Annotated in this window: 19 protein-coding genes and 2 tRNA genes; 2 read left to right on the top strand and 19 right to left on the bottom strand. The window is 63.6% G+C overall.

Translation table 11 applies throughout. The features are described from left to right. Positions 1-10: 10 nt before the first annotated feature. The 11 genes from infB to rlmE all read right to left on the bottom strand — a co-directional run bounded on the left by infB (position 11) and on the right by rlmE (position 11,438). Positions 11-2,746 (bottom strand): translation initiation factor IF-2, encoded by a 2,736-nt coding sequence (gene infB / locus DKW65_RS14410; RefSeq protein WP_111658115.1) that lies wholly within the window; start codon positions 2,744-2,746, stop codon positions 11-13. Positions 2,747-2,923: 177 nt separating this feature from the next. Further along, positions 2,924-4,429, bottom strand: coding sequence for a transcription termination factor NusA (gene nusA / locus DKW65_RS14405; RefSeq protein WP_111658114.1), 1,506 nt, complete (start codon positions 4,427-4,429; stop codon positions 2,924-2,926). Positions 4,430-4,457: 28 nt separating this feature from the next. Beyond that, positions 4,458-4,928 (bottom strand): ribosome maturation factor RimP, encoded by a 471-nt coding sequence (gene rimP / locus DKW65_RS14400; RefSeq protein ID WP_111658113.1) that lies wholly within the window; start codon positions 4,926-4,928, stop codon positions 4,458-4,460. Positions 4,929-5,034: 106 nt separating this feature from the next. Beyond that, positions 5,035-5,111 (bottom strand) — tRNA-Met (locus DKW65_RS14395). 132 nt (positions 5,112-5,243) lie between these two features. Then, positions 5,244-5,329 (bottom strand) — tRNA-Leu (locus tag DKW65_RS14390). A gap of 14 nt (positions 5,330-5,343) precedes the next feature. Then, complete coding sequence (secG, locus tag DKW65_RS14385) at positions 5,344-5,772, bottom strand: preprotein translocase subunit SecG (protein ID WP_111658112.1); 429 nt, start codon at positions 5,770-5,772, stop codon at positions 5,344-5,346. An 18-nt stretch (positions 5,773-5,790) separates the two neighbouring features. Then, positions 5,791-6,540, bottom strand: a complete 750-nt coding sequence (gene tpiA, locus DKW65_RS14380; protein WP_111658111.1) for a triose-phosphate isomerase — start codon at positions 6,538-6,540, stop codon at positions 5,791-5,793. A gap of 48 nt (positions 6,541-6,588) precedes the next feature. Next, the gene (gene glmM / locus DKW65_RS14375) at positions 6,589-7,926 is read right to left on the bottom strand and encodes a phosphoglucosamine mutase (RefSeq protein WP_111658110.1); all 1,338 of its coding nucleotides are present in this window, start codon (positions 7,924-7,926) and stop codon (positions 6,589-6,591) included. Positions 7,927-7,931: 5 nt separating this feature from the next. Continuing rightward, the gene (gene folP / locus DKW65_RS14370; RefSeq protein WP_245932527.1) at positions 7,932-8,786 is read right to left on the bottom strand and encodes a dihydropteroate synthase; all 855 of its coding nucleotides are present in this window, start codon (positions 8,784-8,786) and stop codon (positions 7,932-7,934) included. A gap of 16 nt (positions 8,787-8,802) precedes the next feature. After that, positions 8,803-10,755, bottom strand: a complete 1,953-nt coding sequence (gene ftsH / locus DKW65_RS14365) for an ATP-dependent zinc metalloprotease FtsH (protein ID WP_111658142.1) — start codon at positions 10,753-10,755, stop codon at positions 8,803-8,805. Between the two features lie 59 nt (positions 10,756-10,814). After that, positions 10,815-11,438, bottom strand: a complete 624-nt coding sequence (gene rlmE, locus DKW65_RS14360; RefSeq protein WP_111658109.1) for a 23S rRNA (uridine(2552)-2'-O)-methyltransferase RlmE — start codon at positions 11,436-11,438, stop codon at positions 10,815-10,817. Positions 11,439-11,485: 47 nt separating this feature from the next. Here rlmE and yhbY point away from each other — a divergent pair, with 47 nt between their 5' ends. Beyond that, positions 11,486-11,800: a ribosome assembly RNA-binding protein YhbY gene (gene yhbY, locus DKW65_RS14355; RefSeq protein ID WP_111658108.1), complete on the top strand. Its 315-nt coding sequence runs from the start codon at positions 11,486-11,488 to the stop codon at positions 11,798-11,800. Between the two features lie 17 nt (positions 11,801-11,817). Here the strand turns inward: yhbY and greA are convergent, their stop codons facing one another. From greA to hrcA, 8 genes are all read right to left on the bottom strand, one after another. Next, positions 11,818-12,294 carry a transcription elongation factor GreA gene (greA, locus tag DKW65_RS14350; RefSeq protein ID WP_111658107.1) on the bottom strand — a complete coding sequence of 159 codons (477 nt, stop codon included), beginning with the start codon at positions 12,292-12,294 and terminating at the stop codon, positions 11,818-11,820. Then, positions 12,294-15,536 (bottom strand): carbamoyl-phosphate synthase large subunit, encoded by a 3,243-nt coding sequence (gene carB, locus DKW65_RS14345; protein ID WP_111658106.1) that lies wholly within the window; start codon positions 15,534-15,536, stop codon positions 12,294-12,296. Before carB ends, greA begins: the two co-directional genes overlap by 1 nt. Positions 15,537-15,578: 42 nt before the next feature. After that, the gene (gene carA / locus DKW65_RS14340) at positions 15,579-16,709 is read right to left on the bottom strand and encodes a glutamine-hydrolyzing carbamoyl-phosphate synthase small subunit (protein ID WP_111658105.1); all 1,131 of its coding nucleotides are present in this window, start codon (positions 16,707-16,709) and stop codon (positions 15,579-15,581) included. A gap of 217 nt (positions 16,710-16,926) precedes the next feature. Beyond that, entirely contained in the window at positions 16,927-17,730 is an 804-nt protein-coding gene (gene dapB, locus DKW65_RS14335) for a 4-hydroxy-tetrahydrodipicolinate reductase (RefSeq protein WP_111658104.1), read from the bottom strand. A gap of 26 nt (positions 17,731-17,756) precedes the next feature. Continuing rightward, on the bottom strand, positions 17,757-18,890 hold the full coding sequence (gene dnaJ, locus DKW65_RS14330) for a molecular chaperone DnaJ (protein ID WP_111658103.1): 1,134 nt from the start codon (positions 18,888-18,890) through the stop codon (positions 17,757-17,759). A gap of 98 nt (positions 18,891-18,988) precedes the next feature. Continuing rightward, positions 18,989-20,911, bottom strand: coding sequence for a molecular chaperone DnaK (gene dnaK, locus DKW65_RS14325; RefSeq protein WP_111658102.1), 1,923 nt, complete (start codon positions 20,909-20,911; stop codon positions 18,989-18,991). 132 nt (positions 20,912-21,043) lie between these two features. Further along, a complete protein-coding gene (grpE, locus tag DKW65_RS14320) occupies positions 21,044-21,655 on the bottom strand; it encodes a nucleotide exchange factor GrpE (protein ID WP_111658101.1) in 612 nt (203 codons plus the stop codon). A gap of 97 nt (positions 21,656-21,752) precedes the next feature. Then, positions 21,753-22,805: a heat-inducible transcriptional repressor HrcA gene (gene hrcA / locus DKW65_RS14315; RefSeq protein WP_111658100.1), complete on the bottom strand. Its 1,053-nt coding sequence runs from the start codon at positions 22,803-22,805 to the stop codon at positions 21,753-21,755. Between the two features lie 126 nt (positions 22,806-22,931). Here hrcA and recN point away from each other — a divergent pair, with 126 nt between their 5' ends. After that, positions 22,932-24,611, top strand: a complete 1,680-nt coding sequence (gene recN / locus DKW65_RS14310; protein WP_111658099.1) for a DNA repair protein RecN — start codon at positions 22,932-22,934, stop codon at positions 24,609-24,611. Positions 24,612-24,613: the final 2 nt, after the last annotated feature.

Below are 24,613 nucleotides of genomic sequence, written 5' to 3'. Positions count from 1 at the left end.
TGCAGCACCCTTACAGTGAACGCTCTACAACACGCACTTCGAAGACTTCGATCTTGTCGCCTTCCTTCACGTCGTTGTAGCTCTTCACTGCCAGACCACATTCCATGCCGTTGCGCACTTCGGGCACGTCTTCCTTGAAGCGGCGCAGGGATTCCAGCTGGCCTTCGAACACCACCACGTCGTCGCGCAGTACGCGGATCGGCAGGTTCCGGCGCAGCGTGCCTTCCACCACCATACAACCCGCCACGGCACCGAACTTGGAGCTGCGGAACACGTCGCGCACCTCGGCCACCCCGACGATTTCTTCGCGGTGTTCCGGGTCCAGCAGGCCACTCATGGCCTTCTTCACGTCGTCGATCAGCTCGTAGATGATGCTGTAGTAACGCAGGTCCATGCCTTCGCGTTCGCACAATTTCTTGGCGGCGGAATCAGCACGCACATTGAAGCCCAGCAGCACCGCTTCGGAGGTCATGGCCAGGTTGACGTCGGATTCGTTGATCGCGCCAACGCCTGCGGTCACGATGTTGACCTTCACTTCGTCGGTGTTCATGTCGCTCAGGGCGCCCAGCAGGGCTTCCAGAGAACCGCGCACGTCGGTCTTGAGCACGATATTGACCTGCTTGGCTTCTTTCTCGCCCATGGTCTCGAACAGGTTTTCCAGTTTCGAGGCCTGTGCGCGCTTGAGCTTCAGGTCGCGATCGCGAATCTGGCGGAACTCGGCCACTTCGCGGGCTTTCTTCTCGTCAGCCACCACCAGGAACTGCTCGCCGGATTCTGGCGCGCCGTCTAGGCCGAGGATCTCCACCGGAATGGAGGGGCCGGCTTCGGTAATCGGTTTGCCGTTCTCGTCAGCCATGGCACGGTTGCGGCCGAAATGCGCGCCCGCCAGCACCATGTCGCCCACTTTCAGGCGGCCTTCCTGAATCAGCACCGAAGTCACCGGGCCACGGCCTTTCTCGATGCGGGATTCGATCACGACACCCCGCGCCGGGCCGACCGGCACGGCTTTCAGTTCGAGCAGTTCGGCTTGCAGCAGGATGGCGTCGAGCAGATCGTCCACGCCCAGGCCGGTATGTGCGGACACATACTGGAACTGGTAATCGCCGCCCCACTCTTCCGAGATGATGCCGAGCTGCGACAGGTCGTTCTTGACGCGATCCGGGTCAGCGCTTTCCTTGTCCATCTTGTTGACGGCAATGATCAGCGGCACACCGGCGGCCTTGGCGTGATTAATGGCTTCTTCGGTCTGCGGCATCACGCCGTCGTCGGCGGCCACCACAATCACCACGATGTCGGTGGCCTGGGCACCGCGTGCCCGCATGGCGGTAAACGCCGCGTGGCCGGGGGTATCCAGGAACGAGATCATGCCCTTGTCGGTGTCTACGTGGTAAGCACCAATATGCTGGGTAATGCCGCCAGCTTCGCCTTCGGCCACCTTGGCGCGGCGGATGTAATCCAGCAGCGAGGTCTTGCCGTGGTCAACGTGGCCCATGATGGTCACCACCGGGGCGCGCGGCTGCGGCTCGTCGGTGTATTGCACCAGGTTGGCCAGATCGTCTTCCAGGCTCTGCTCTTCGCCTTTCACGGCTCTCGGCTTGTGGCCCATTTCTTCCACCAGCAGCATCGCCGTTTCCTGGTCGATATGCTGGTTCACGGTGGCCATCTCGCCCATCTTCATGAGCGTGCGCATCACTTCCCGCGCCTTGATGTTCATGCGCTGGGACAGGTCGGCCACCGTAATGGTTTCCGGAACTTCAACTTCGTACACCATTTTCTCCGTCGGGCTCTTGAAGCCGTGTTCCTTGTGGAAGGAACTCTTCATCTGGCCGTGTGCCACGACATTGCGGGTTTGTTGGGAGCCCGGGCGGCGGCGGCGGCGCTTGGTGGTGCGCTCTTCGTCACGCCAGCTTGCTTCCATCGCCTCGGTGACGATGCCGGAACCGGTCTCGATTTCTTCAGGCGCCTTCTCGGGCTCCTGCTGGCCGCGCTTTTCCAGCTCTTCGGCCATGCGGCGGGCTTCTTCCGCCGTGCGGCGTGCCGCTTCTTCCTCAGCCTTCTTGCGGGCTTCGGCTTCCTGCTTGCGGCGCTGTTCTTCCGCTTCGCGCTTGCGGCGTTCTTCTTCCTCCCGCTTGGCGCGTTCTTCCGGGGTTTCGTCCTTCGGCGGCTCGGCTTTCTTCACGCTGCCCTTGGGCACGGAGACCCGCTTGCTCTTGTCGTCCGCTTTCTTGTCGGCGCTGGCGTCAGCGGCCTCGGGCTCTTCGCCACCGGCTTCGCGGGCGGCTTGCGCCTCCGCGGCAGCACGCTCGGCTTCGCGGCGGGCGATCGCTTCTTCTTCAGCTTTCTTGCGGGCGTCTTCCTCGGCCTTGCGGGCAGCGGCTTCTGCTTCCAGGCGCTCGCGCTCGGCACGCTCTTGCTCTTCGCGCTCGCGTTCCTGCTCTTCGATCACAGAGCGCTTCACATAGGTACGCTTCTTGCGCACTTCCACCGCCACGGTCTTGGCCTTGCCAGACGCGCCCGTGGTCTTGATGGTGCTGGTGCTCTTGCGCTTGAGGGTGATTTTCTGGGGTTCGGCACTCGGGGTGCCATGTGCGCGGCGCAGGAACGCCAGCAGCGTCTGCTTCTGGTCATCGGACACGGCGTCTTCCGCACCACCATGCGGCAAGCCCGCTTCTTTCATCTGCTTGAGCAGGGTATCTACCGGTGTCCCGACGATCTCTGCCAATTTCTTTACGGTCGTTTCTGCCATATCAGCCAACCCATCTCCTGTCCGCCTGGCGAGACCGGCGCGGCATCTGTGCCTGCTGCCGGTGTCGCGGCCCGAACAGCCTCAACGCCATCCGGGAATTCATTACGCGCCATGACTGACCCCGGTTATTGTCGCCAACCGGGCGGGCGTGGTGCGCCCGTTGTTGCGGTAGCCACCTCAGTTGCCAGCGTTTTCCTCGGCAAACCAGGGCGCCCGGGCGGTCATGATCAGCTGCGCGGCGCGTTCTTCGTCCAGACCTTCGATGTCCAGCAGGTCGTCTACGGCCTGCTCGGCCAGGTCTTCCATGGTCACGATGCCCTGAGCCGCCAGTTTCATGGCCAGCTCGCGGTCCATGCCTTCCATCGTCAGCAGGTCTTCTGCCGGTCCGGCGTTTTCCAGCTGCTCTTCGGACGTCAGCGCCCGAGTCAGCAGCACGTCCTTGGCGCGCTGGCGCAGTGCCTCAACGATATCCTCGTCGAAACCCTCGATGGCCAGCATTTCTTCCATCGGCACATAGGCCACTTCTTCCAGCGTGCTGAAGCCTTCTTCCACCAGCACACCGGCAACGTCTTCGTCCACGTCCAGATCGGCCATAAAGCGCTCCAGCGCTTCCTGGCTTTCCGCCAGCTGTTTCTCCTGGGCGGCGTCCAGGGTCATCACGTTCAGTTCCCAGCCGGTCAGCTCGGAGGCCAGGCGGATGTTCTGGCCGCCACGGCCGATGGCCTGAGCCAGTGCCGATTCGTCTTCCACCGCCACGTCCATGGCGTGGCGCTCTTCGTCCACCACAATGGAGGCCACTTCAGCGGGCTGCATGGCGTTGATCACCAGCTGTGCGGGGTTGTCGTCCCACAGCACGATGTCGATCCGCTCACCGGCCAGTTCGTTGGACACGGCCTGCACGCGCGCACCGCGCATACCCACACAGGCGCCCACCGGGTCGATCCGCTGGTCGTTGGTTTTCACGGCGATCTTGGCGCGCGAACCCGGATCGCGGGCCGCGCCCTTGATCTCGATCAGCTCTTCACCGATCTCCGGCACTTCAATCTTGAACAGCTCGATCAGCATTTCCGGCGCGGCGCGGCTGGCAAACAGCTGCGGGCCACGGTTTTCCGGGTTCACGCCGGACAACCAGGCGCGGATGCGGTCGTTCTGGCGCACGGCTTCACGCGGGATCATCTGGTCGCGGGTAATCAGCGCCTCGGCGTTGCCGCCCAGGTCCAGAATAATGCTGTCGCGGGTCGCTTTCTTGACGGTGCCGCTGATCAGCTCGCCAATGCGGTCACGGTATTCTTCGATGATCTGGGCGCGCTCGGCTTCGCGTACCTTCTGCACGATCACCTGTTTGGCGGTCTGGGCAGCGATACGGCCAAAGGCCACGGATTCGATTTCCTCGGCCCAGGTGTCACCGATCTGCAACGAGGTGTCCTGCTCGTGGGCTTCGTCGAGGGTCAGCTGGCGGCCGAATTCATACAGCTCTTCGTCGGGCACCACATGCCAGACGCGATAGGTGCGGTAGTCGCCGCTCACGCGATCGATGTGCACGCGCACTTCGACATCTTCTTCCTTGAAGCGCTTCTTGGTCGCTGCCGCCAGCGCCAGCTCGATCGCTTCAAAGATGACGTCACGGCTGACGCCTTTCTCGTTGGAGACTGTTTCCGCTACCAGCAAAATCTCTTTGTTCATGGCCGGGCCTTTACAAAGACTGTAAGTGTCATCCTTTCAGATCAAAATCGGGCACGATGTTCGCCCGGTCGACCTGTGCGAAAGGAACGTCCAATACCTCACCATCCACGGTCAGGCTCAGGGTGTCCCCGCTCACGGCGGTGATTTCCGCAGTGAGTTTGCGGCGGTTCTTTACCGGCGCCAGCAAACGCACTTGCGCCCGCTCGCCGATATAGCGCTGCCACTGTTCCAGTGTAAACAGGGGGCGTTCCATGCCGGGGGACGACACTTCCAGGGTGTATTCACCGCTGATCGGGTCTTCCACATCCAGCACGCCGCTCACCTGATGGCTGACTGCCGCGCAGTCATCCACCGTGATGCCCTGCTCACGATCGGTGTCGATGTACAGGCGCAGCACGGCTCCACGACCCTGAATATATTCCAGGCCCCAGAACTCATAGCCCATCCCCTCCACCGTGGGAGCAAGCAGGCTGTGCAATTGTTCCGCCTTTCGCGACATCGTCATCCTCATGCGCGCCACCCTGCGGCGGCACCAAACAAAAAGCCCCTGCTAGAGGGGCTTTCTGTTACAGAACCTGCGAGCAGCCACAGGCCTGTCTGTTAAGTGGTAGCGGGGGCAGGATTCGAACCTACGACCTTCGGGTTATGAGCCCGACGAGCTACCAGACTGCTCCACCCCGCATCAAAACTGGCCGCAAATCCTAATGATTATTGGCACTTATGTCAAACGATTCCACGAAAGTTTGACATAAAACTTTCCGTTTACTGCCGCCCGAACCGGGCCGGTGCGCGTGCGCACCGAGAAAACAAACAATGGTGCCGAAGGCGGGACTTGAACCCGCACGAGCTAGGCTCACTACCCCCTCAAGATAGCGTGTCTACCAATTCCACCACTTCGGCAAAACCGTCCCGGCTTACTGCCGCTCTTCCGGGGCCGGGGATTCTACCTCAGGCACCAGCGAGTCTGTAGCACTTTCTGCGCCCGGCACGTCACCTTCAGGAATGCCTTCCGGAATGGTGCCGTCCAGATCACGGGCCCAGTCCGGCACTTCGGACTCTTCCTGCTGGATGCGCTCAAGCACCGGCAGGGCCGAACCGTCGTCAGACGACAGCTGGCGCGCATGCCAGGCCAGGGCCAGGCTGGTGAGCATGAACACGGTCGCCAGCACCGCCGTGGTCCGGGTCAGGAAGCTGGAGGAACCGCTGCTGCCAAAGACCGTGGACGAGGAGGCGCCACCACCAAACGAAGCGCCGGCGTCGGCGCCCTTGCCGTGCTGGATCAGTACCAGGCCGATCAGGGCCAGGGCCGTCAGCACGTGCACAATGTGAAGAACTATATCCATAAAAAGTCTGCTACTGCGCTAGAGAGATGCCACCTGGCAAATGGCCAGAAAACTGTCTGCGTCCAGTGACGCCCCGCCAATCAGGCCGCCATCAATATCGGGCTCGGCCAACAAAGAGGCGGCATTATCCGCCTTTACACTGCCGCCGTAAAGGACGCGCGTGGCCGCAGCCACCCCGGCATCCTGTCGCGCCAGCCGCTGGCGGATGAAAGCATGCACCGCCTGGGCCTGTTCGGGGCTGGCGGTGAGGCCGGTGCCAATAGCCCAGACCGGCTCATAGGCGATCACGGCCTGGTGGAAAGCCGCCACGCCCGCCGTCTCCAGCACCGCATCAAGCTGCCGCCCCACCACGCTGTCGGTCTGCCCGGCCTCGCGCTCGGCCTGGCTTTCGCCCAGACACAGCACTGGCACCAGCCCGGCCGCCTGGGCGCGCTGGAACTTGGTCGCCACCACGGCGTCGGTCTCGCCATACAGGCTGCGGCGCTCGGAATGGCCCACCAGCACATAGCGGCAACCGAATTCCGCCAGCATCTCGCCCGCCACCTCGCCGGTGAAGGCACCTTCTGCCTGCTCCGCCAGATTCTGCGCACCGAGAGCCACCGGCGTGCCGGTCAGCGTCTGCTGCAGCACGCCCAGATACGGGTAGGGCGGGCACAGGGCCAGCTCCACACCGTGTGGCGCGCCCGCTGCGATGCGGGCGGCCAGTTCGCGGGCCATATCCAGTCGGCCATGCATTTTCCAGTTACCGGCTACTAACGGGGTACGCACGCCGATCTCCTTGTTGTGGTGTTGTTGATGCAGGATTGTTGATGACGCTCAGGCGATGTCCTGCTGCACCACCGCCGCCAGGTCTTCGCATACGCTCTGTACCAGCGCGGCGTCTTCACCCTCGACCATCACCCGGATCAGCGGTTCGGTGCCAGAGGGGCGCAGCAGCACGCGGCCCTTGCCAGCCAGGCGCTGTTCCGCCGCCGCCACGGCCTGGCGCACGCTGTCACGCTCGACCGCGCCATCACGGTTGGCGCCGCGCACATTGATCATCACCTGGGGCATCTTCTCCATGCCGGCACAGGCTTCGCGCAGGCTGCAGCCACGATGCTGCAGGGCCGCCAGCACCTGCAGGGCCGACACCACACCGTCGCCGGTGGTGGTGCAATCCAGGCAGATGATATGGCCGGAGGATTCACCGCCCAGCAGCCAGCCGTGCTTGTCCATGGTTTCGATCACGTAGCGGTCGCCCACCTTGGCGCGCAGCAGCGGGATCTTCTCGCGCTGCAGGGCCACCTCCAGGCCGAAGTTGGACATCAGGGTGCCCACCGCGCCCCCTTCCAGCAGGTCACGGCGCTTGCGATCGGTGGCAAGGATATACAGCAGCTGGTCGCCGTCAACCAGATTGCCCTGGTCGTCGACCATCAGGACGCGGTCCGCGTCGCCGTCGAAGGCGATGCCCAGATCGGCGTTGTGCTGCCGTACCGCTGCCACCAGCGCTTCCGGATGGGTGCTGCCGCAGTCGCGATTGATGTTCAGGCCGTCGGGCTGGGCGGCCAGGGAAATCACGGTGGCGCCCAGCTCGTCCAGCACGTCCGGGGCGATGTGGTAGGCGGCGCCGTTGGCGCAGTCCACCACGATCTTCAGGCCGCGCAGGTTCAGGCGCGCCAGGACCGTGCTTTTGCAGAATTCGATATAGCGGCCGCGGGCATCATTGATGCGCCGCACTTTGCCGAGGGAATCGGCATTGACCATGCGCATCTCTTCATCCAGACGCGCCTCAATGGCAGCCTCGATGGCGTCCGGCAACTTGCGGCCGTTGGCGCCGAAAAACTTGATGCCGTTGTCGGTGTAGGGGTTATGCGAGGCGGAGATCACGATGCCCGCCTGGGCATGGAAGGTATGGGTCAGGTAGGCGATGGCCGGGGTCGGCATGGGGCCGAGCAGCAGCACATCCACGCCCGCGGCGGAAATGCCGGCCTCCAGGGCCGACTCGAACATGTAGCCGGAAATGCGGGTGTCCTTGCCAATCAGGATCTTGCTCTGGCCTTGCTCGGCCAGCACCGACCCGGCGGCCCAGCCCAGGCGCAGCACGAAATCCGGAGTAATGGGGTACTCACCCACGGTACCGCGTATGCCGTCGGTGCCAAAATACTTGCGCGTCATTGCTGTCACATCCTCTTGTCGTGGGTGCTGTCGCCATGCAGCACCGCCCAGGCCATCCGCAGGGCATCCACGGTCTCGCGCACATCATGCACCCGCACGATCTGCGCGCCTCGCTCCACCGCCATCACGGCCAGTGCCAGGCCGCCCGCCAGGCGTTCGTCCACGGGGCGATCCAGGGCCTGACCAATCATCGACTTGCGCGACATCCCCACCAGCAGGGGCAGCCCGAGGGCATGCAGCCGGTCGAGTTCGCGCAACAGGCGCAGATTATGCGCCAGGGTCTTGCCAAAACCGAAGCCCGGATCCAGCAGCAGGCGCTCGCGCGGGATACCCGCCGCCTCACAGGCCATGACCCGATCTGCCAGAAACGCGCTGACCTCGGCCACCACATCCTCGTACTGCGGCGCCTTCTGCATGGTGTCCGGCTGGCCCTGCATATGCATCAGGCACACCGGCAGGCCGCTGGCGGCCGCAGCCGCCAGGGCTCCCGGGCGTTGCAGGGCGCGCACATCGTTGATCAGGCCCGCCCCGGCACGGGCGCCTTCGGTCATGACCGCCGGGGTACTGGTGTCCAGGGAGATGACCCCGTCCAGCTCGGCGGCAATGGCCTCGACCACGGGGATGACCCGGTCCAGCTCTTCCTGGGGGCTCACAGGGGCGGCACCGGGGCGGGTGGATTCGCCGCCGATATCGATGATCGCGGCGCCGTCGGCCAGCATCTCGCTGGCACGGCGCAGGGCCGCATCACGGCCGCTGAAGCGGCCGCCATCAGAAAAGGAATCGGGGGTCACATTGAGCACCCCCATAACGACAGGCGCGGACAGTGTCAGTGTCCGCGCCCCGCAGTTCAGTTCAGTCATCAACTGCCGTCAGTGCTCAGTGGGTGTTGGCCGGGCCACCGATTGGCCCATCACCCTTGGGTTTGTCGCCGGCGTCTGCGCTCGCGTCCGCGTCGGCGTCGCCGCCCTCGGCATCAGCGACCTTGGTGCCGGTGCCGCTGCCCGGATTCTGCCAGTCTTTCGGCGGGCGCGGTGTGCGGCCGTTCATGATGTCCTCGATCTGGTCGGCGTCGATGGTCTCGTACAGCATCAGGGCCTGGGCCATGGCCTCGAGCTTGTCGCGGTTCTCGTCCAGAATCACACGCGCCTTTTCATAGCAGCGATCGATGATGGCGCGCACTTCGCGGTCAATTTCTTCCGCGGTCTGCTCGGACACCTGCTTGCGCTGGGACATGCTCTTGCCGAGGAAGACTTCGCCTTCTTCTTCCTCATAGGCCAGCGGGCCCATTTTTTCGGACAGGCCCCACTTGGTCACCATGGCACGGGCCATTTTGGTGGCGCGCTCGATGTCATTGGAGGCGCCGGTGGTGACACCGTCGAAGCCGTTGATCATCTCTTCCGCCAGACGGCCGCCGAACAGGGAGCAGATCATGCTCTCGATGGCGCGCTTGGACTGGCTGTACTTGTCTTCTTCCGGCAGGTACATGGTCACACCCAGGGCGCGGCCACGGGGAATGATCGACACCTTGTAAACCGGATCGTGCTCGGGCACCAGGCGGCCGATAATGGCGTGGCCGGCCTCGTGATACGCGGTGTTGAGCTTTTCTTTCTCGCTCATCACCATGGAGCGGCGCTCGGCCCCCATCAGGATCTTGTCCTTGGCGCGCTCGAATTCTTCCATGCCCACCAGACGCTTGTTGGCACGGGCGGCAAACAGGGCCGCCTCGTTCACCAGGTTGGCCAGGTCAGCACCGGAGAAACCGGGCGTGCCACGGGCAATCAAGCTGGGATTGACGTCGTCGTTCACCGGCACGCTGCGCATATGCACCTTGATGATCTGTTCGCGACCCCGCACGTCGGGCAGCGGCACCACCACCTGGCGGTCAAAGCGGCCCGGGCGCAGCAAGGCGGCGTCCAGAACGTCCGGACGGTTGGTGGCGGCAATCACGATGATGCCGTCATTGGCGCCGAAGCCGTCCATTTCCACCAGCAGCTGGTTCAGGGTCTGTTCACGTTCGTCGTGACCGCCACCCAGGCCCGCGCCACGGCTGCGGCCCACGGCATCAATCTCGTCGATAAAGATAATGCAGGGGGCGTGCTTCTTGGCCTGCTCGAACATGTCGCGCACGCGGGACGCACCCACGCCGACAAACATCTCGACGAAGTCGGAACCGGAAATGGAGAAGAAGGGCACGCGGGCTTCACCGGCAATGGCTTTCGCCAGCAGGGTCTTACCGGTACCGGGTGAGCCGACCATCAATACGCCACGGGGAATCTTGCCGCCCAGCCGCTGGAACTTGGCCGGATCACGCAGGAACTCGACCAGCTCTTCCACTTCTTCCTTGGCTTCTTCCACACCGGCCACATCGGCGAAGGTGGTCTTGATCTGGTCTTCAGACAGCAGGCGCGCCTTGCTCTTGCCAAAGGTCATCGGCCCGGCACCGCCCTTGCCGCCGCCCTGCATCTGCCGCATGAAGAAGATGAAGATGGCGAGAATCAGCAGGATCGGCAGGATCGACAGGAACAGCTGGGTCAGGAAGCTCTGACGCTCGGGCTCCTTGCCTTCCACCACGACACGGTTCTGGATCAGGGTCGGCATCAGGTCCAGGTCGGACACTGGCGGCTTCACGGTTTCGAAACGCTGACCGTCGCGGGTCTCACCGCGAATGCGGTAGTCCTGGATTTCCACCCGCGCCACTTCACCGCCTTCCACACGGGAAATGAAGGAGGAATAGTCAATGGTACGCGCCGCAGGCTCGTGATTGACGTTCTGCAGCACCACGTAAAGGACGCCGGCGATCACCATCCAGAGGATGATATTCTTGGTCATGTCGTTCAAGGGACACCTCTCCCTGCTGACGCGGGCGCGCCCGCTAACTCATTGATACATTACACCATCTTGCGGTCCGACCCCAGCAGATACACTTCCGGGGAGCGCGGCCGGCTGGCGGCAGGCTTCCGTGTCACCACTTTGGCAAAGCGCTCGTGAAGATCGCGCCGGTACGCATCGAGCCCTTCGCCTTGAAACACTTTGACCAGAAAACGGCCGTCGGGTGCCAGCACCCGGTCTGCCATGTCCAGCGCCAGTTCGGCCAGATACATGGCACGCGGCTGATCCACGGCCCTGGTACCACTCATATTGGGGGCCATGTCGGACATTACAAGGTCCACCCGGGCGCCATCGAGCGCCGCCAGCAACTGGGTAAACACCGATTCTTCACGAAAATCACCCTGAATGAAGGTGACGTCGGCTATCGCGTCCATAGCCAGGATATCGCTGGCCAGGATACGGCCGCTGCTGCCCATCAGCCGGGCCGCCACCTGCGACCAGCCGCCCGGGGCCGCGCCCAGGTCCAGCACCCGCATACCGGGGCGGAACAGCTTGTCCTTCTCGTGGATTTCCAGCAGCTTGAAGCTGGCGCGCGAGCGGTAGCCCTCTGCCTGGGCACGGGCCACCCACTGGTCGTTGAAGTGCTCCTGGAGCCAGCGGCTACTGCTTTTTGATCTGCCCATATCCGCCTCTACTGTGTAGAATGGCCGCCCGAACCCGGAGACCCGACATGCCCCTGAGCCAGCAAGACAAGCGCCGCTTCAAGACCATTGGTCACCACCTCAAGCCGGTGCTGATCTTCGGCGGCCAAGGCCTGACGGAATCGTTCGTCGAAGAGCTGAACCGCCGCCTGGAAGATCACGAGTTGATCAAAGTGCGCGTGAATGCCGAGACCCGGGATGATCGCAGTGCCGTGGTCGAGGCCCTGTGCGAGACCTCCGGCGCCGAACTGGTGCAGCGGATCGGCAATATCGCCTTGCTGTACCGGGCTGCGAAAAAGCCCAGCCCGAAACTGTCCAACATTCTGCGCGCCCAGCAAGGCTGATACCGGGCGCGCGCGCCTCAGAGGTGTTCGATCTTGTCGATTTCGTACTCGACGACACCGCCCGGGGTTTCGATCTGTACCACGTCACCCTCTTCCTTGCCGATCAGGCCACGGGCAATCGGTGAATTCACCGAAATCTTGCCCAGTTTGATGCTGGCCTCGTCGTCACCCACGATCTTGTAGACCTTCTCTTCGTCGGTATCGACGTTGATGATGGTCACGGTGGTGCCAAACAGCACCTTGCCGGTGGGCGTGATGGCGCGCACATCAATGATCTGCGCCGCACTCAGCTTGCTTTCGATCTCGTTGATACGGCCTTCGCAAAAACCCTGCTCTTCACGCGCAGCGTGATACTCGGCGTTCTCTTTCAGATCGCCGTGTTCGCGGGCTTCCGCAATGGCCTGCACGATGCGCGGACGCTCGACCATCTTGAGGCGCTGCAACTCCTCGCGAAGCGCTTCCGCCCCTTCAACAGTCATGGGCACTCGTTGCATCATTTACCTCCGTTGCCGGCGGCCGCCAGAAGGGCCGCATGCATGTCCTGCAGGCGTCGCACCTGCAGATCGTCGTCGATCTTGAGCGCCTGGCATACAGCCCAGGCGGCGGAAATGGTCGTGGTGTAATACACCTTGTGCTGCAGCGCAGAGCGACGAATGGTGAAGGAGTCGCGTACCGCCTGTTTGCCCTCGGTGGTGTTGATGATCATGCTGATCTCGTCATTCTTGATCATATCCACCACATGGGGGCGGCCTTCAAGCACTTTGTTCACCGGGGTGACACTGATGCCCTCTTCCGCCAGCCGGGCGGCGGTGCCTCGCGTGGCCACCAGCTTGAAGCCCAGCGACTGCAATTCCCGCGCCACTTTAACGGCAGCTTCCTTGTCCACTTCGCGCACCGAAATGAAGGCGGTACCGCTACGCGGCAAGCGCTCGCCTGCCGCCAGGGAGGCCTTGCCGTAGGCTTCCGCAAAGGTGGCGCCCACGCCCATCACTTCGCCGGTGGATTTCATTTCCGGGCCCAGGATCGGGTCCACCTTCGGGAACTTGGCGAAGGGGAACACCGCTTCCTTGACGTTGAAATGCTGCGGCACGATTTCTTTCGTGAAGTGCTGCGCCGCCAGCGAGGTGCCGGCCATGCAACGCGCCGCCACCTTGGCCAGTGACACGCCGATGCACTTGGACACATAAGGCACCGTACGCGAGGCGCGCGGATTCACTTCCAGCACGTAGACGTCATCGCCCTTGACCGCAAACTGCACGTTCATCAGGCCCACTACGCCCAGCTCCAGCGCCATGGCAGCAGTCTGCTCACGCATCACGTCCAGCACATCGCTCTGCAGCGAATACGGCGGCAGCGAGCAGGCGGAATCACCGGAGTGCACGCCCGCCTGTTCGATATGCTGCATGATGCCGCCGATCACCACTTGCGTGCCGTCGCAGACGGCGTCCACGTCCACTTCTACCGCGTCGTCCAGGAAGCGATCCAGCAACACCGGCGATTCGTTGGATACCGACACGGCATTTTTCATGTAGCTGCGCAACTCGTCTTCATTGAAGACGATTTCCATGGCACGACCACCCAGCACATAGGAAGGGCGCACCACCAGCGGGTAACCGATTTCAGCCGCCAGGCGCACGCCGTCTTCGATACTGCGGGCAGTGCGGTTCGGCGGCTGTTTCAGGCCGAGCTTGTTGACCATTTGCTGGAAGCGTTCGCGGTCTTCCGCTTCGTCGATGGCGTCCGGGCTGGTGCCGATAATCGGCACGCCAGCGGCTTGCAGGGCACGCGCCAGCTTCAGCGGCGTCTGGCCGCCGTACTGCACGATCACGCCCTTGGGCTTTTCCTTGTTGACGATTTCGAGCACGTCTTCCAGCGTCACCGGCTCGAAGTAGAGACGGTCGGAGGTGTCGTAATCCGTGGACACGGTTTCCGGGTTACAGTTGACCATGATGGTCTCGTAACCGTCTTCGCGCATGGCCAGCGCGGCGTGCACACAGCAGTAATCGAATTCGATGCCCTGACCGATACGGTTCGGCCCGCCGCCGATGACCATGATCTTGTCACGGTCCGAAGGCTGCGCCTCGCACTCTTCATCGTAGCTGGAGTACATGTAAGCCGTGCTGGTGGCGAATTCCGCCGCACAGGTATCCACGCGCTTGTACACCGGATGAATGTCCAGCTCGTGCCGCTTGCCGCGCACATCGCCTTCCTTGACGCCCAGCAATTGCGCCAGGCGCGCATCGGAGAAACCCTTGCGCTTGAGGCGATACAGGCTGTCGCGGGTGAGCGCCGAAAAAGTGCTCTGCGCCAGCGCCTGTTCTTCCTTCACCAGGTCTTCGATCTGCACCAGGAACCAGCGGTCTACCTTGGTCAGCTGGTACAGCTCGTCCACGGTCATGCCGGCGCGGAAAGCATCGCCAATGACCCAGATGCGATCGGGGCCCGGCGCGGCCAGCGACTCGATGACTTGCTGACGCAGGTCGCCGTCTTCCGGATTCAGTTTCGGATCGAAACCGTTGGAATCGGTTTCCAGACCGCGCAGGGCTTTCTGTACCGATTCCTGGAAGTTGCGGCCAATGGCCATCACTTCGCCGACGGACTTCATCTGCGTGGTCAGCACCGGATCGGCGGCGGCAAATTTCTCGAAATTGAAGCGCGGAATCTTGGTGACCACGTAATCGATGGACGGTTCGAACGACGCCGGGGTCTTGCCGCCGGTGATATCGTTCTGCAATTCGTCCAGGGTGTAGCCCACCGCCAGCTTGGCGGCGATCTTCGCAATCGGGAAGCCGGTGGCTTTCGAGGCCAGCGCGGAGGAACGGGACACGCGCGGGTTCATTTCGATGACCACCAGACGGCCGGTGTCCGGGCACATGCCGAACTGCACGTTGGAGCCGCCGGTTTCCACGCCGATCTCGCGCAACACCGCAAGCGAGGCGTTACGCATGATCTGGTATTCCTTGTCCGTCAGGGTCTGTGCCGGGGCGACGGTAATGGAGTCGCCGGTGTGCACACCCATCGGGTCGAAGTTTTCGATGGCGCAGACAATGATGCAGTTGTCCTTTTTGTCGCGCACCACTTCCATTTCATATTCTTTCCAGCCGAGCAGCGACTCATCAATGAGCAGCTCCTTGGTGGGCGACAGGTCCAGGCCGCGCTCACAGATTTCCTGGAATTCCTCGCGGTTGTAGGCAATGCCGCCGCCGGAGCCGCCCATGGTGAAGCTGGGCCGGATGATGCAGGGAAAACCGATGTCTTCCAGCACCTTGTAGGCTTCGTCCATGGAGTGGGCAATGGAGGCACGCGGGCACTCCAGGCCGATGCTGCGCATGGCCTTGTCGAAGCGATTACGGTCTTCGGCCTTGTCGATGGCGTCGGCGTTGGCGCCGATCATTTCCACGCCGTATTTTTCCAGCACGCCGTGACGATCCAGGTCCAGCGCGCAGTTCAGCGCGGTCTGGCCGCCCATGGTCGGCAGCAGGGCATCGGGGCGCTCTTTCTCGATAATGCGCTCAACCGTTTCCCAGGTAATCGGCTCGATATAGGTGGCATCCGCCATGGCCGGGTCGGTCATGATGGTGGCCGGGTTCGAGTTCACCAGGATCACCCGGTAGCCTTCCTCGCGCAGGGCCTTGCACGCCTGCGCGCCGGAATAGTCGAACTCACAGGCCTGGCCAATGACGATGGGCCCGGCGCCAATGATGAGGATGCTCTGGATGTCGGTTCTCTTGGGCATAATTCGCTAACCGTCGGATTCTGTGGTGATGCGCACCGGGGCTCAGCCCTGGCGCGCCTGCATCAGCTCAATAAAGTGATCGAACAGCCCCGCCGCATCGTGCGGGCCAGGGCTGGCTTCCGGATGACCCTGGAAGCTGAACGCTGGCTTGTCGGTGCGGTGAATACCTTGCAGCGAACCGTCGAACAACGAGACGTGCGTCGCGCGCAGCGTGTCCGGCAGGGTCGTTTCATCCACCGCGAAGCCGTGGTTCTGGCTGGTGATCATCACGGTGTTGTTGTCCAGGTCTTTCACCGGGTGGTTGGCCCCGTGGTGCCCGAACTTCATCTTCATGGTCTTTGCACCGCTGGCCAGGGCCAGCAACTGGTGCCCCAGGCAGATACCGAAGACCGGCAGGCCGGTGTCGACAATCTCGCGGATGGCACGGATAGCGTAGTCACAGGGTTCCGGATCGCCGGGGCCGTTGGACAGGAAGACGCCATCCGGTTTCATGGCCAGCACCTCGCTGGCCGGGGTCTGGGCGGGCACTACCGTCAGCTTGCAGCCGCGCTCGGCCAGCATGCGCAGGATGTTGCGCTTGGCGCCGTAGTCATAGGCCACCACGTGAAACGGGGTGTCGCCCTGCTCGCGGTGGCCTTCGCCCCACTGCCAGACGCCTTCGCTCCAGGCGTAAGCGCTATCGGCGGTCACTTCTTTCGCCAGATCCATACCCTTCAGGCCCGGGAAACCGCGCGCTGCCGCCAGGGCTTCGGCCTCGTCGGCGTGCTCGCCCACCAGGATGCAGCCGTTCTGGGCGCCTTTTTCGCGCAGGATGCGGGTCAGGCGGCGGGTGTCGATATCCGCGATGGCGCAGATATGGTTCGCCTCAAGGTATTCCGGCAGGGACTGCTTCGCGCGCCAGCTGCTCACGGTCAGCGTCAAATCGCGGATGATCAGGCCAGCGGCCCAGACACGTCCGGATTCTTCGTCTTCCGGGTTGACCCCGGTATTGCCGATATGCGGGTAAGTGAGGGTGACAATCTGCTGCGCGTAGGAAGGATCGGTCAGGATCTCCTGATAGCCGGTGAGTGCCGTATTGAACACCACCTCGCCAACGGTCTTGCCGGATGCGCCGATTGAGACGCCCCGGAAGATGCTGCCGTCTTCCAGCGCCAGTATGGCCGGTACCGTCAACGCAACCTCCAGAATTCAGTGCCAGGTTCAGGGGAAGGGCCTCAGGCGGCACCCCGCGCGCGCAAAAAAGCGAGATGGACACCTCCACCTCGCTCAGATCCGCTTTCTTGCTTGCTGCTTGCGTGCGCCACCTGCGAAGCCCCTCAGGGCAGGGCCGTATTTTAGGCCCAATTGACCTTGGTGTCACGCCGCATGACAGGACTGCCCGGTCAATCGCTCACTCGCGCAGGCCGAGCACATCCTGCATGTCGTACAACCCCTGGTCGCGCGCCGCCAGCCAGGCCGCAGCGCGCACGGCGCCGCGGGCGAAGTTCATGCGGCTGGTGGCCTTGTGCGTGATCTCCACGCGCTCGCCGTCGGCGGCAAACATGACCGTGTGTTCGCCGACGATATCGCCGGCACGAATGGTCTCGAAACCGATGGTCTGGCGCTCGCGGGCGCCGGTGCGGCCTTCGCGCCCGTATACCGCGCACGCCTTGAGGTCACGCCCCAGGGCCTCGGCGACCACTTCGCCCATGGCCAGCGCTGTGCCCGACGGGGCATCGATCTTGTGCCGGTGGTGCGCTTCGATCACCTCGATGTCCACCTCATCACCCAGCACCCGGGCGGCGGTATCCAGCAGCTTCAGGCACAGGGTCACGCCCACCGAGTAGTTGGCCGCAAAGCAGATGGCCATATCACCGCTGGCCTCGCGCAACTCGGCTTTCTGTTCGTCGGTCAGCCCCGTGGTGCCGATCACCAGGCGGCGACCCGCCGCGCGGCAGGTGCGGATATTGGCCATGGTGGCCTCGGGAATGGTGAAGTCGATGAACACATCGGCATCCTGCACGACCTTGGCCAGATCGTCCGCCAGCGCCACGCCCAGCTTGCCCGCCCCCACCAGCTCACCGGCGTCGGCGCCGATCAGGGAACTGCCGGGCACGTCCACGGCGGCACCCAGGGTGAGGCCGTCAAAGGCCTGCACCGCTTCGATCAAGGTCCGCCCCATGCGCCCGGCGGCGCCGATAATGCCTACTTTCATCTGCCTGTCTCTCTTCTCGCGCGACCTCAGAGGCCGTCAAAAAAGCGTTTCACGCCCTCGAACCAGCTGGTGTTACGCGGGTTGTGGCGGTTCCCCCCCTTGTCCAGGGAATCCTGGAACTGGCGCAGCAGGTCTTTCTGCTCGCTGTTCAGGCTGACCGGGGTCTCGATCACCACCCGGCACAGCAGGTCGCCCGGCGGGCCGCCGCGCACCGAGGTGACGCCCTTGCCGCGCAGCCGGAACAGTTTGCCGGTCTGCGTCTCGGCAGGCACCTTCAATTTCACCTTGCCGTCCAGGGTCGGCACTTCCAGCTCGCCACCCAGCACCGCATCGACAAAGGCGATGGGCACTTCGCAGTAGAGGTCGTTGCCGTCGCGCTTGAAGATATCATGCTCGCGCACCGCCACCTGCACATACAGGTCGCCCGCAGGCGCGCCATGCGCCCCGGCCTCGCCCTCGCCTGCCAGGCGGATGCGGTCGCCGGTATCGACACCTGCCGGAATCTTCACCGACAGGGTCTTGGTGGTCTGCACCCGGCCCTGCCCATGGCAGTTGTCACAGGGGTTCTGGATCACCTGGCCACTGCCGCCACAAGTAGGACAGGTCTGCTGCACGGTAAAGAACCCCTGCTGCATGCGCACCTGACCCATGCCGCCGCAGGTGCCGCAGGTGACCGGCTTCTCACCGTTCTTGGCGCCGGAGCCGTCGCACACCTCACAGGTCGCCCAGGTGGGCACCCGGATCTTCTCGGTGGTGCCGCGCACCGCCTGCTCCAGAGTCAGCTCCAGCGTGTAGCGCAAATCAGCGCCACGCGCCGGGCCACGGCGACGGCCGCCTGCGCCACCGCCAAAAATATCGCCGAAGATATCGCCGAAGATATCGGAGAAGCCGGCCCCCGCCGCACCGGCGCCCGCGCCGCCGAAGCCGCCCTGCCCGCCCAGCCCGGCATGGCCGAACTGGTCGTAGGCACGCCGCTTCTCTTCATCCGAGAGCACTTCGTAGGCCTCTTTGGCCTCCTTGAAATGGTCTTCGGCGACGGTATCGCCCGGATTGCGATCCGGGTGATATTTCATCGCCAGGCGCCGATAGGCCTTCTTGATGTCCTGGGCCGAGGCGTCCTTTTCGATCCCCAGCACCTCGTAATAATCACGTTTCGACATGGCTCATTTACCCGTTCGATGTAACGCATGACGCCGGGCAGAGCCCGGCGTCACTTGTCCGCTGCCGTCTTGCGACCGCGGTTGTTCGACGACCGGGCTTACTTCTTGTCGTCGTCCACTTCTTCATATTCGGCATCCACCGCGTCATCCGCCGCGCTGCTGCCGTCCGCTGCACCCTCAGCGCCTTCGCCACCAGCCTGCTGGGCCGCCTCGGCATACATGCGCTGGGCCAGCGCGCCGGACGCCTCGGTCAGCGCCTTGGTTTTCGCCTCGATCTCGGCCTTGTCGTTGCTCTTCAGCACGGCTTCCAGCTCTTCGACCGCCTTGTTGATCGCCGCTTTCTCCTCGTCGGTCGCCTTGTCACCGGCCTCTTCGAGGGTCTTGCGGGTGGCGTGGATCAGGTGATCCGCCTGGTTACGGGTCTGCACCAGCTCTTCGAACTTCTTGTCTTCGTCCGCATGGGCTTCGGCATCCTTCACCATCTGGTCGATCTCGGCATCCGTCAGACCGGAAGATGCCTTGATCTGGATCTTCTGTTCCTTGCCGGTGGCCTTGTCCTTCGCGCTCACGTGCAGGATGCCGTTAGCGTCGATATCGAAGGTCACTTCGATCTGCGGTACACCGCGCGGCGCCGCCGGAATGCCTTCCAGATTGAACTGGCCGAGCGACTTGTTCTGGCCTGCCTGCTTGCGCTCACCCTGGAGCACATGCACGGTCACCGCCGACTGATTGTCGTCTGCGGTGGAGAAGACCTGCGATGCCTTAGTCGGGATCGTGGTGTTCTTCTCGATGATCGGCGTCATCACGCCACCCATGGTTTCGATACCCAGGGTCAGCGGGGTCACGTCCAGCAGCAGCACGTCCTTGACGTCGCCGCCCAGTACCGCGCCCTGAATCGCCGCACCGATGGCCACCGCTTCATCCGGGTTGACGTCCTTGCGGGCGTCCTTGCCGAAGAACTCGGCCACTTTCTTCTGCACCAGCGGCATACGGGTCTGACCGCCCACCAGGATCACGTCGGTGATCTCGGAGGTTTGCAGGCCGGCGTCCTTGAGCGCCGTCTTGCAGGGCTCCAGGGAGCGGTTCACCAGATCTTCCACCAGCGATTCCAGCTTGGCGCGCGTCACCTTGACCACCAGGTGCTTGGGGCCCGTCTGGTCGGCCGTGATGTACGGCAGGTTCACTTCCGTCTGCTCGCCGGAAGACAGCTCGATCTTGGCTTTCTCGGCCGCTTCCTTCAGGCGCTGCATGGCCAGGGCGTCGCCGCCCAGATCAATGCCGGAATCCTTCTTGAACTGATCCGCCAGGTAGTTGATCAGCATCAGGTCGAAGTCTTCACCGCCCAGGAAGGTGTCGCCGTTGGTGGCCAGCACTTCGAACTGGTGCTCGCCATCCACTTCCGCGATCTCGATGATGGACACGTCGAAGGTGCCGCCACCCAGGTCATAGACCGCGATGGTGCGGTCACCACCCTTCTTGTCCATGCCGTAGGCCAGCGCGGCCGCTGTCGGCTCGTTGATGATGCGCTTGACGTCCAGACCGGCAATGCGGCCCGCGTCCTTGGTGGCCTGACGCTGGGCGTCGTTGAAATAGGCCGGCACCGTGATTACCGCTTCGGTCACGGTTTCGCCAAGATAATCCTCGGCGGTCTTCTTCATCTTCTTCAGCACCTGCGCCGAGATCTGCGGCGGCGCCAGACGCTCCCCTTTCACATCGACCCAGGCGTCACCGTTGTCCGCCTCGACGATCTTGTAGGGGACCATCTTGATGTCTTTCTGCACCACATCATCCTTGAAGCGACGGCCGATCAGGCGCTTGATCGCATACAGGGTGTTGGTGGGGTTGGTCACCGCCTGACGCTTGGCGGACTGGCCCACCAGCGTTTCATCGTCGGTGTAGGCAATCACGGACGGCGTGGTCCGCGCGCCTTCGCTGTTCTCGATAACCTTGACCTTGTCGCCTTCCATGATGGCGACACAGGAGTTTGTCGTACCCAGGTCAATACCAATGATCTTTGCCATGTTCCTCATCTCCTCACACTTGCTTCCGGCCCCCGCAGGCAACCGGTGCAGCTGAACTCGTCTCAATCCGCTATATTGAGGCCTCTGTGCTCATTTCAAGAGACCTTGCCTGAAGAAGGGTTTTTCAGTCCGTCACTCGGCCCTGGCCACCACCACCCGTGCCGGGCGCAGCAGGCGTCCATTCAGGGTGTAGCCCTTTTCCAGCACGTCGATCACGCTGTTCGGGGCCGCCTCGGGCTGCGGCACCATGGCCATCGCCTCGTGCTGCTCCGGATTGAAGGTCTCACCCTTCGGATCAATCTGGGCAATATTGAAGCGACCGAACACGTCCAGCAGCACCTTCAAGGTCAATTCGGTGCCTTCACGGGCCGGGGCCAGCGCTTCGTTGTCCGCATCCAGGCTGGTGAGCGCCCGCTCCAGGGAATCGGCCACCGTAATCACCTCAGCGGCAAACTTCTCCAGGGCGTACTTGTGTGCGGCTTCCACGTCGCGCTCGACACGTCGGCGCATGTTCTGGATCTCGGCCTGAGCCCGCAGGTCAGCCTCGCCCAGTGCCTTGCGCGCCTGCGCCAGCTCATCGCGCAGCGCTGCCAGCTCGGCCTCCGGATCACGCCCGGAGGCCTCCTCGGGGGCCGCCTCCACCTCGTCGGCGCGGGCCTGCTCTACCGCCTCGCGGGCGACCTCTTCCGCCTGCTTCTGCGCGGCGTCCTGCTCAGGATTCGGGGATCTGTCCTGGTCACTCATCACATGCTCCGATTTCTTAACGGACTAGGTCTTGAAAGGGTGGCAACGATATGGGAACTCGAGCGCGGGATTCAAGGGCACCGGGATCGATGGCGCCTCAGAACTTGCCCAGAGTGGCCGACAGGATACGCGCGGTGATGTCCACGGTGGGGATGACTTTCTCGTAATCCATGCGCGTAGGACCGACCACCGCCAGCACGCCGACCGTTCCGGTATCGGCCTGATAGGGCGCCGACACCATGGACACTTCGTCGAACACCTGGAAGCCGGCCTCGCGGCCAATGAAGATCTGCACCCCGTCGGCCCGCATGCTGCGCTCCAGCAGGTGCAGGATGTCACGCTTGCGGTTGAAGGCATCGAACAGGTCGCGCATCTTGTCCAGATTGTCGGCCTGAGCCATGCCGAGCAGATTGGCCTCGCCGGAGACCACGTAATCGCCGTCGTCGGCGGCCTCCGGCTTGAGCGCCTTGGCCGCCACATCCATGGCCGTCTGCATGAGCGCATCCATCTGGTCCTTGTCGCTGCCCATGGTCGACAGCAGGCCATCGCAGATCTGGTCCAGGTTGCAGCCGGCATAGGTGCGATTGATGTAATTGGCCGCCTGGCGCAGTTCTTCCTGGGTGTAGGCGCGGTCGGTATGAATGACCCGGTTCTGCACTTCAGCCCGGTTGACCACCAGCACTACCAGCACGCGGTCCCCCGAGAGCGGCAGGAATTCCACCTGACGCAGGGTGCTGACGTCACGGCGCGGCACCACGACCACCCCGGCCATGCGCGTCAGTTCGGCCAGGGCCCGCGACGCACGATGCACCAGTTCCTGGGGCGACTGATCCGGACGAATCATCTGCTCCAGCTCCTGCTTCAGGGTGCTGTTCTGTGGCTGGTTCATGGGCGCGGAGCGCAGCAGGGCGTCCACATAAAGACGGTAACCCAGCTCGGTGGGCACCCGTCCGGCAGAGGTGTGCGGGCTGTACAGCACCCCCAGATCCTCGAGCTCGGCCATGATGTTGCGGATCGTCGCCGGGCTGCCGGTCAGCGAGCCGCTGGCGGCCAGCGTCTTGGAGCCCACGGGCTGGCCCTCGCGGATGTGTCGCTCCACCAGGGCCATCAGCAGGCGTTGCTTGCGCTCGTTCAGTTCGTATTCAGGCATGGCTCATATCATAGGGGCTTATCAAGCGCCCCGGAATTGCCTATTATCACCACTGTCCTTGCGGACAGTACTATCAATCGTGCAGGCCCGCATCGCAGGCCAACATCATAGCCCAGGGAGCCGCCCATGCTCACGCACCTCAATGTCGTCAACTTTGCCACCGTGGACAGCCTGGAGCTGGAACCCGGCAAGGGCCTGACCGTCATCACCGGCGAGACCGGCGCTGGCAAGTCCGTCATTATCGACGCGCTGGGGCTGGCGCTGGGTGAACGCGCCGACAGCGCCGTGGTGCGCCCCGACGCCGAGCGCGCCGAGGTGCAGGCCACCTTCGACCTGCGCGACAACCCGGCTGCCCGCGCCTGGCTGGCGGAACGTGAACTGGACGACGGCGACGACTGCCTGCTGCGCCGTACTGTGCGCCCTGATGGCCGCTCGCGCGCTTTCATCAACGGTAGCGCCATGCCCTTGCAGGAAGTGCGCGCCCTGGGCGATCTGCTGATCAGCATTCACAGCCAGCACGAGCACCAGGCCCTGTTGCGCCGTGAGGCCCAGCGCGACCTGCTGGACAGCTATGCCGGCGCCAGCGAGGCCGCCAGCGACGTGCGCCGCAGCTGGCGCCACTGGCAGAAGGCGCGCCGCGCCCATGAGGAGGCGCTGGGCCAGTCCCGTGAGCAGCACGAACGCGAGGAACTGCTGCGCTTCCAACTGGAAGAACTTGAGGCGCTCTCTCTGGGCGAGCAGGAACTGGGCGAACTGGAAGCCGAACAGAAGCGCCTGGGCAGTGCAGACGAACTCATTCGCCTGTGCCAGCAGAGCCTGGCGCTGCTGTATGAACACGACGAAGGCACCATCAACGACCAGCTTGGCCAGGCCCTGGGCTGGCTGGGCGACGCCAGCCATGAAGACAGCAGCCTGGCGACGGTGCTCAGCACCGTGGAATCGGCGCGCTTGCAAGTGGAAGCCGCCGCCGACGACCTGCGTCATTATCTGGACCGGCTGGATGTAGACCCGGAGCGTCTGGCGCAGGTCGAAGAGCGCCTGAGCCAGGTCTACACCCTGGCGCGCAAGCACCGCGTGCGGCCGGAAGAACTCTGGCAGCGGCACCAGCAGTTGCGCGAGGAAGCGCATACGCTGGCGCACTACGACGATCACCTGGCCGCTCTGGAACAGGCCGAACAGCAGGCGCGCAGCCACTACGATGCGGCCGCGCGTCAGCTCAGCGACCTGCGCCGCAGCAAAGGCCCGGAACTGGCCACCGGTGTGATCAGCCACCTGAAAGCGCTGGGCATGCGCGGCGCGCGTCTGGAGATCCCGCTGACCCCGGGCGAGCCGGGGCCGGACGGCAACGAGACGGTCGAGTTCGTGTTTACCGCCAACACGGGGCAACCGCTGCGCCCGCTCGCCAAGGTGGCCTCGGGCGGGGAACTGTCGCGCATCAGCCTGGCCATTCAGGTGATCTGTGCCCGCGCGCTGACCGTGCCCAGCCTGGTGTTCGATGAAGTGGATGTCGGAGTGGGTGGCGGTGTGGCCGAAATCGTCGGCCGCCTGCTGCGTGAACTCGGCAGCCATGCCCAGGTGCTGTGCATTACCCACCAGCCGCAGGTAGCGGCACTGGGGCACCAGCACTGGCATGTGCACAAGCAACAGACCCGCAAGGACACCCGCACGCGCATCCAGTCACTGGCGCACGATGACCGCACCAGCGAACTGGCGCGGATGCTCGGCGGTGTGGAGATCACGGATTCGACGCTGGCACATGCCCGCGAAATGCTGGAGAACGGCCAGCGCGCCAGTCACGACGCCTGACC

The organism is Isoalcanivorax indicus, assembly GCF_003259185.1.
Taxonomy (GTDB): Bacteria; Pseudomonadota; Gammaproteobacteria; order Pseudomonadales; family Alcanivoracaceae; genus Isoalcanivorax; species Isoalcanivorax indicus.
Note: the sequence above shows the minus strand (reverse complement) of the source record. Positions and strands in the feature narration are given on the sequence as shown.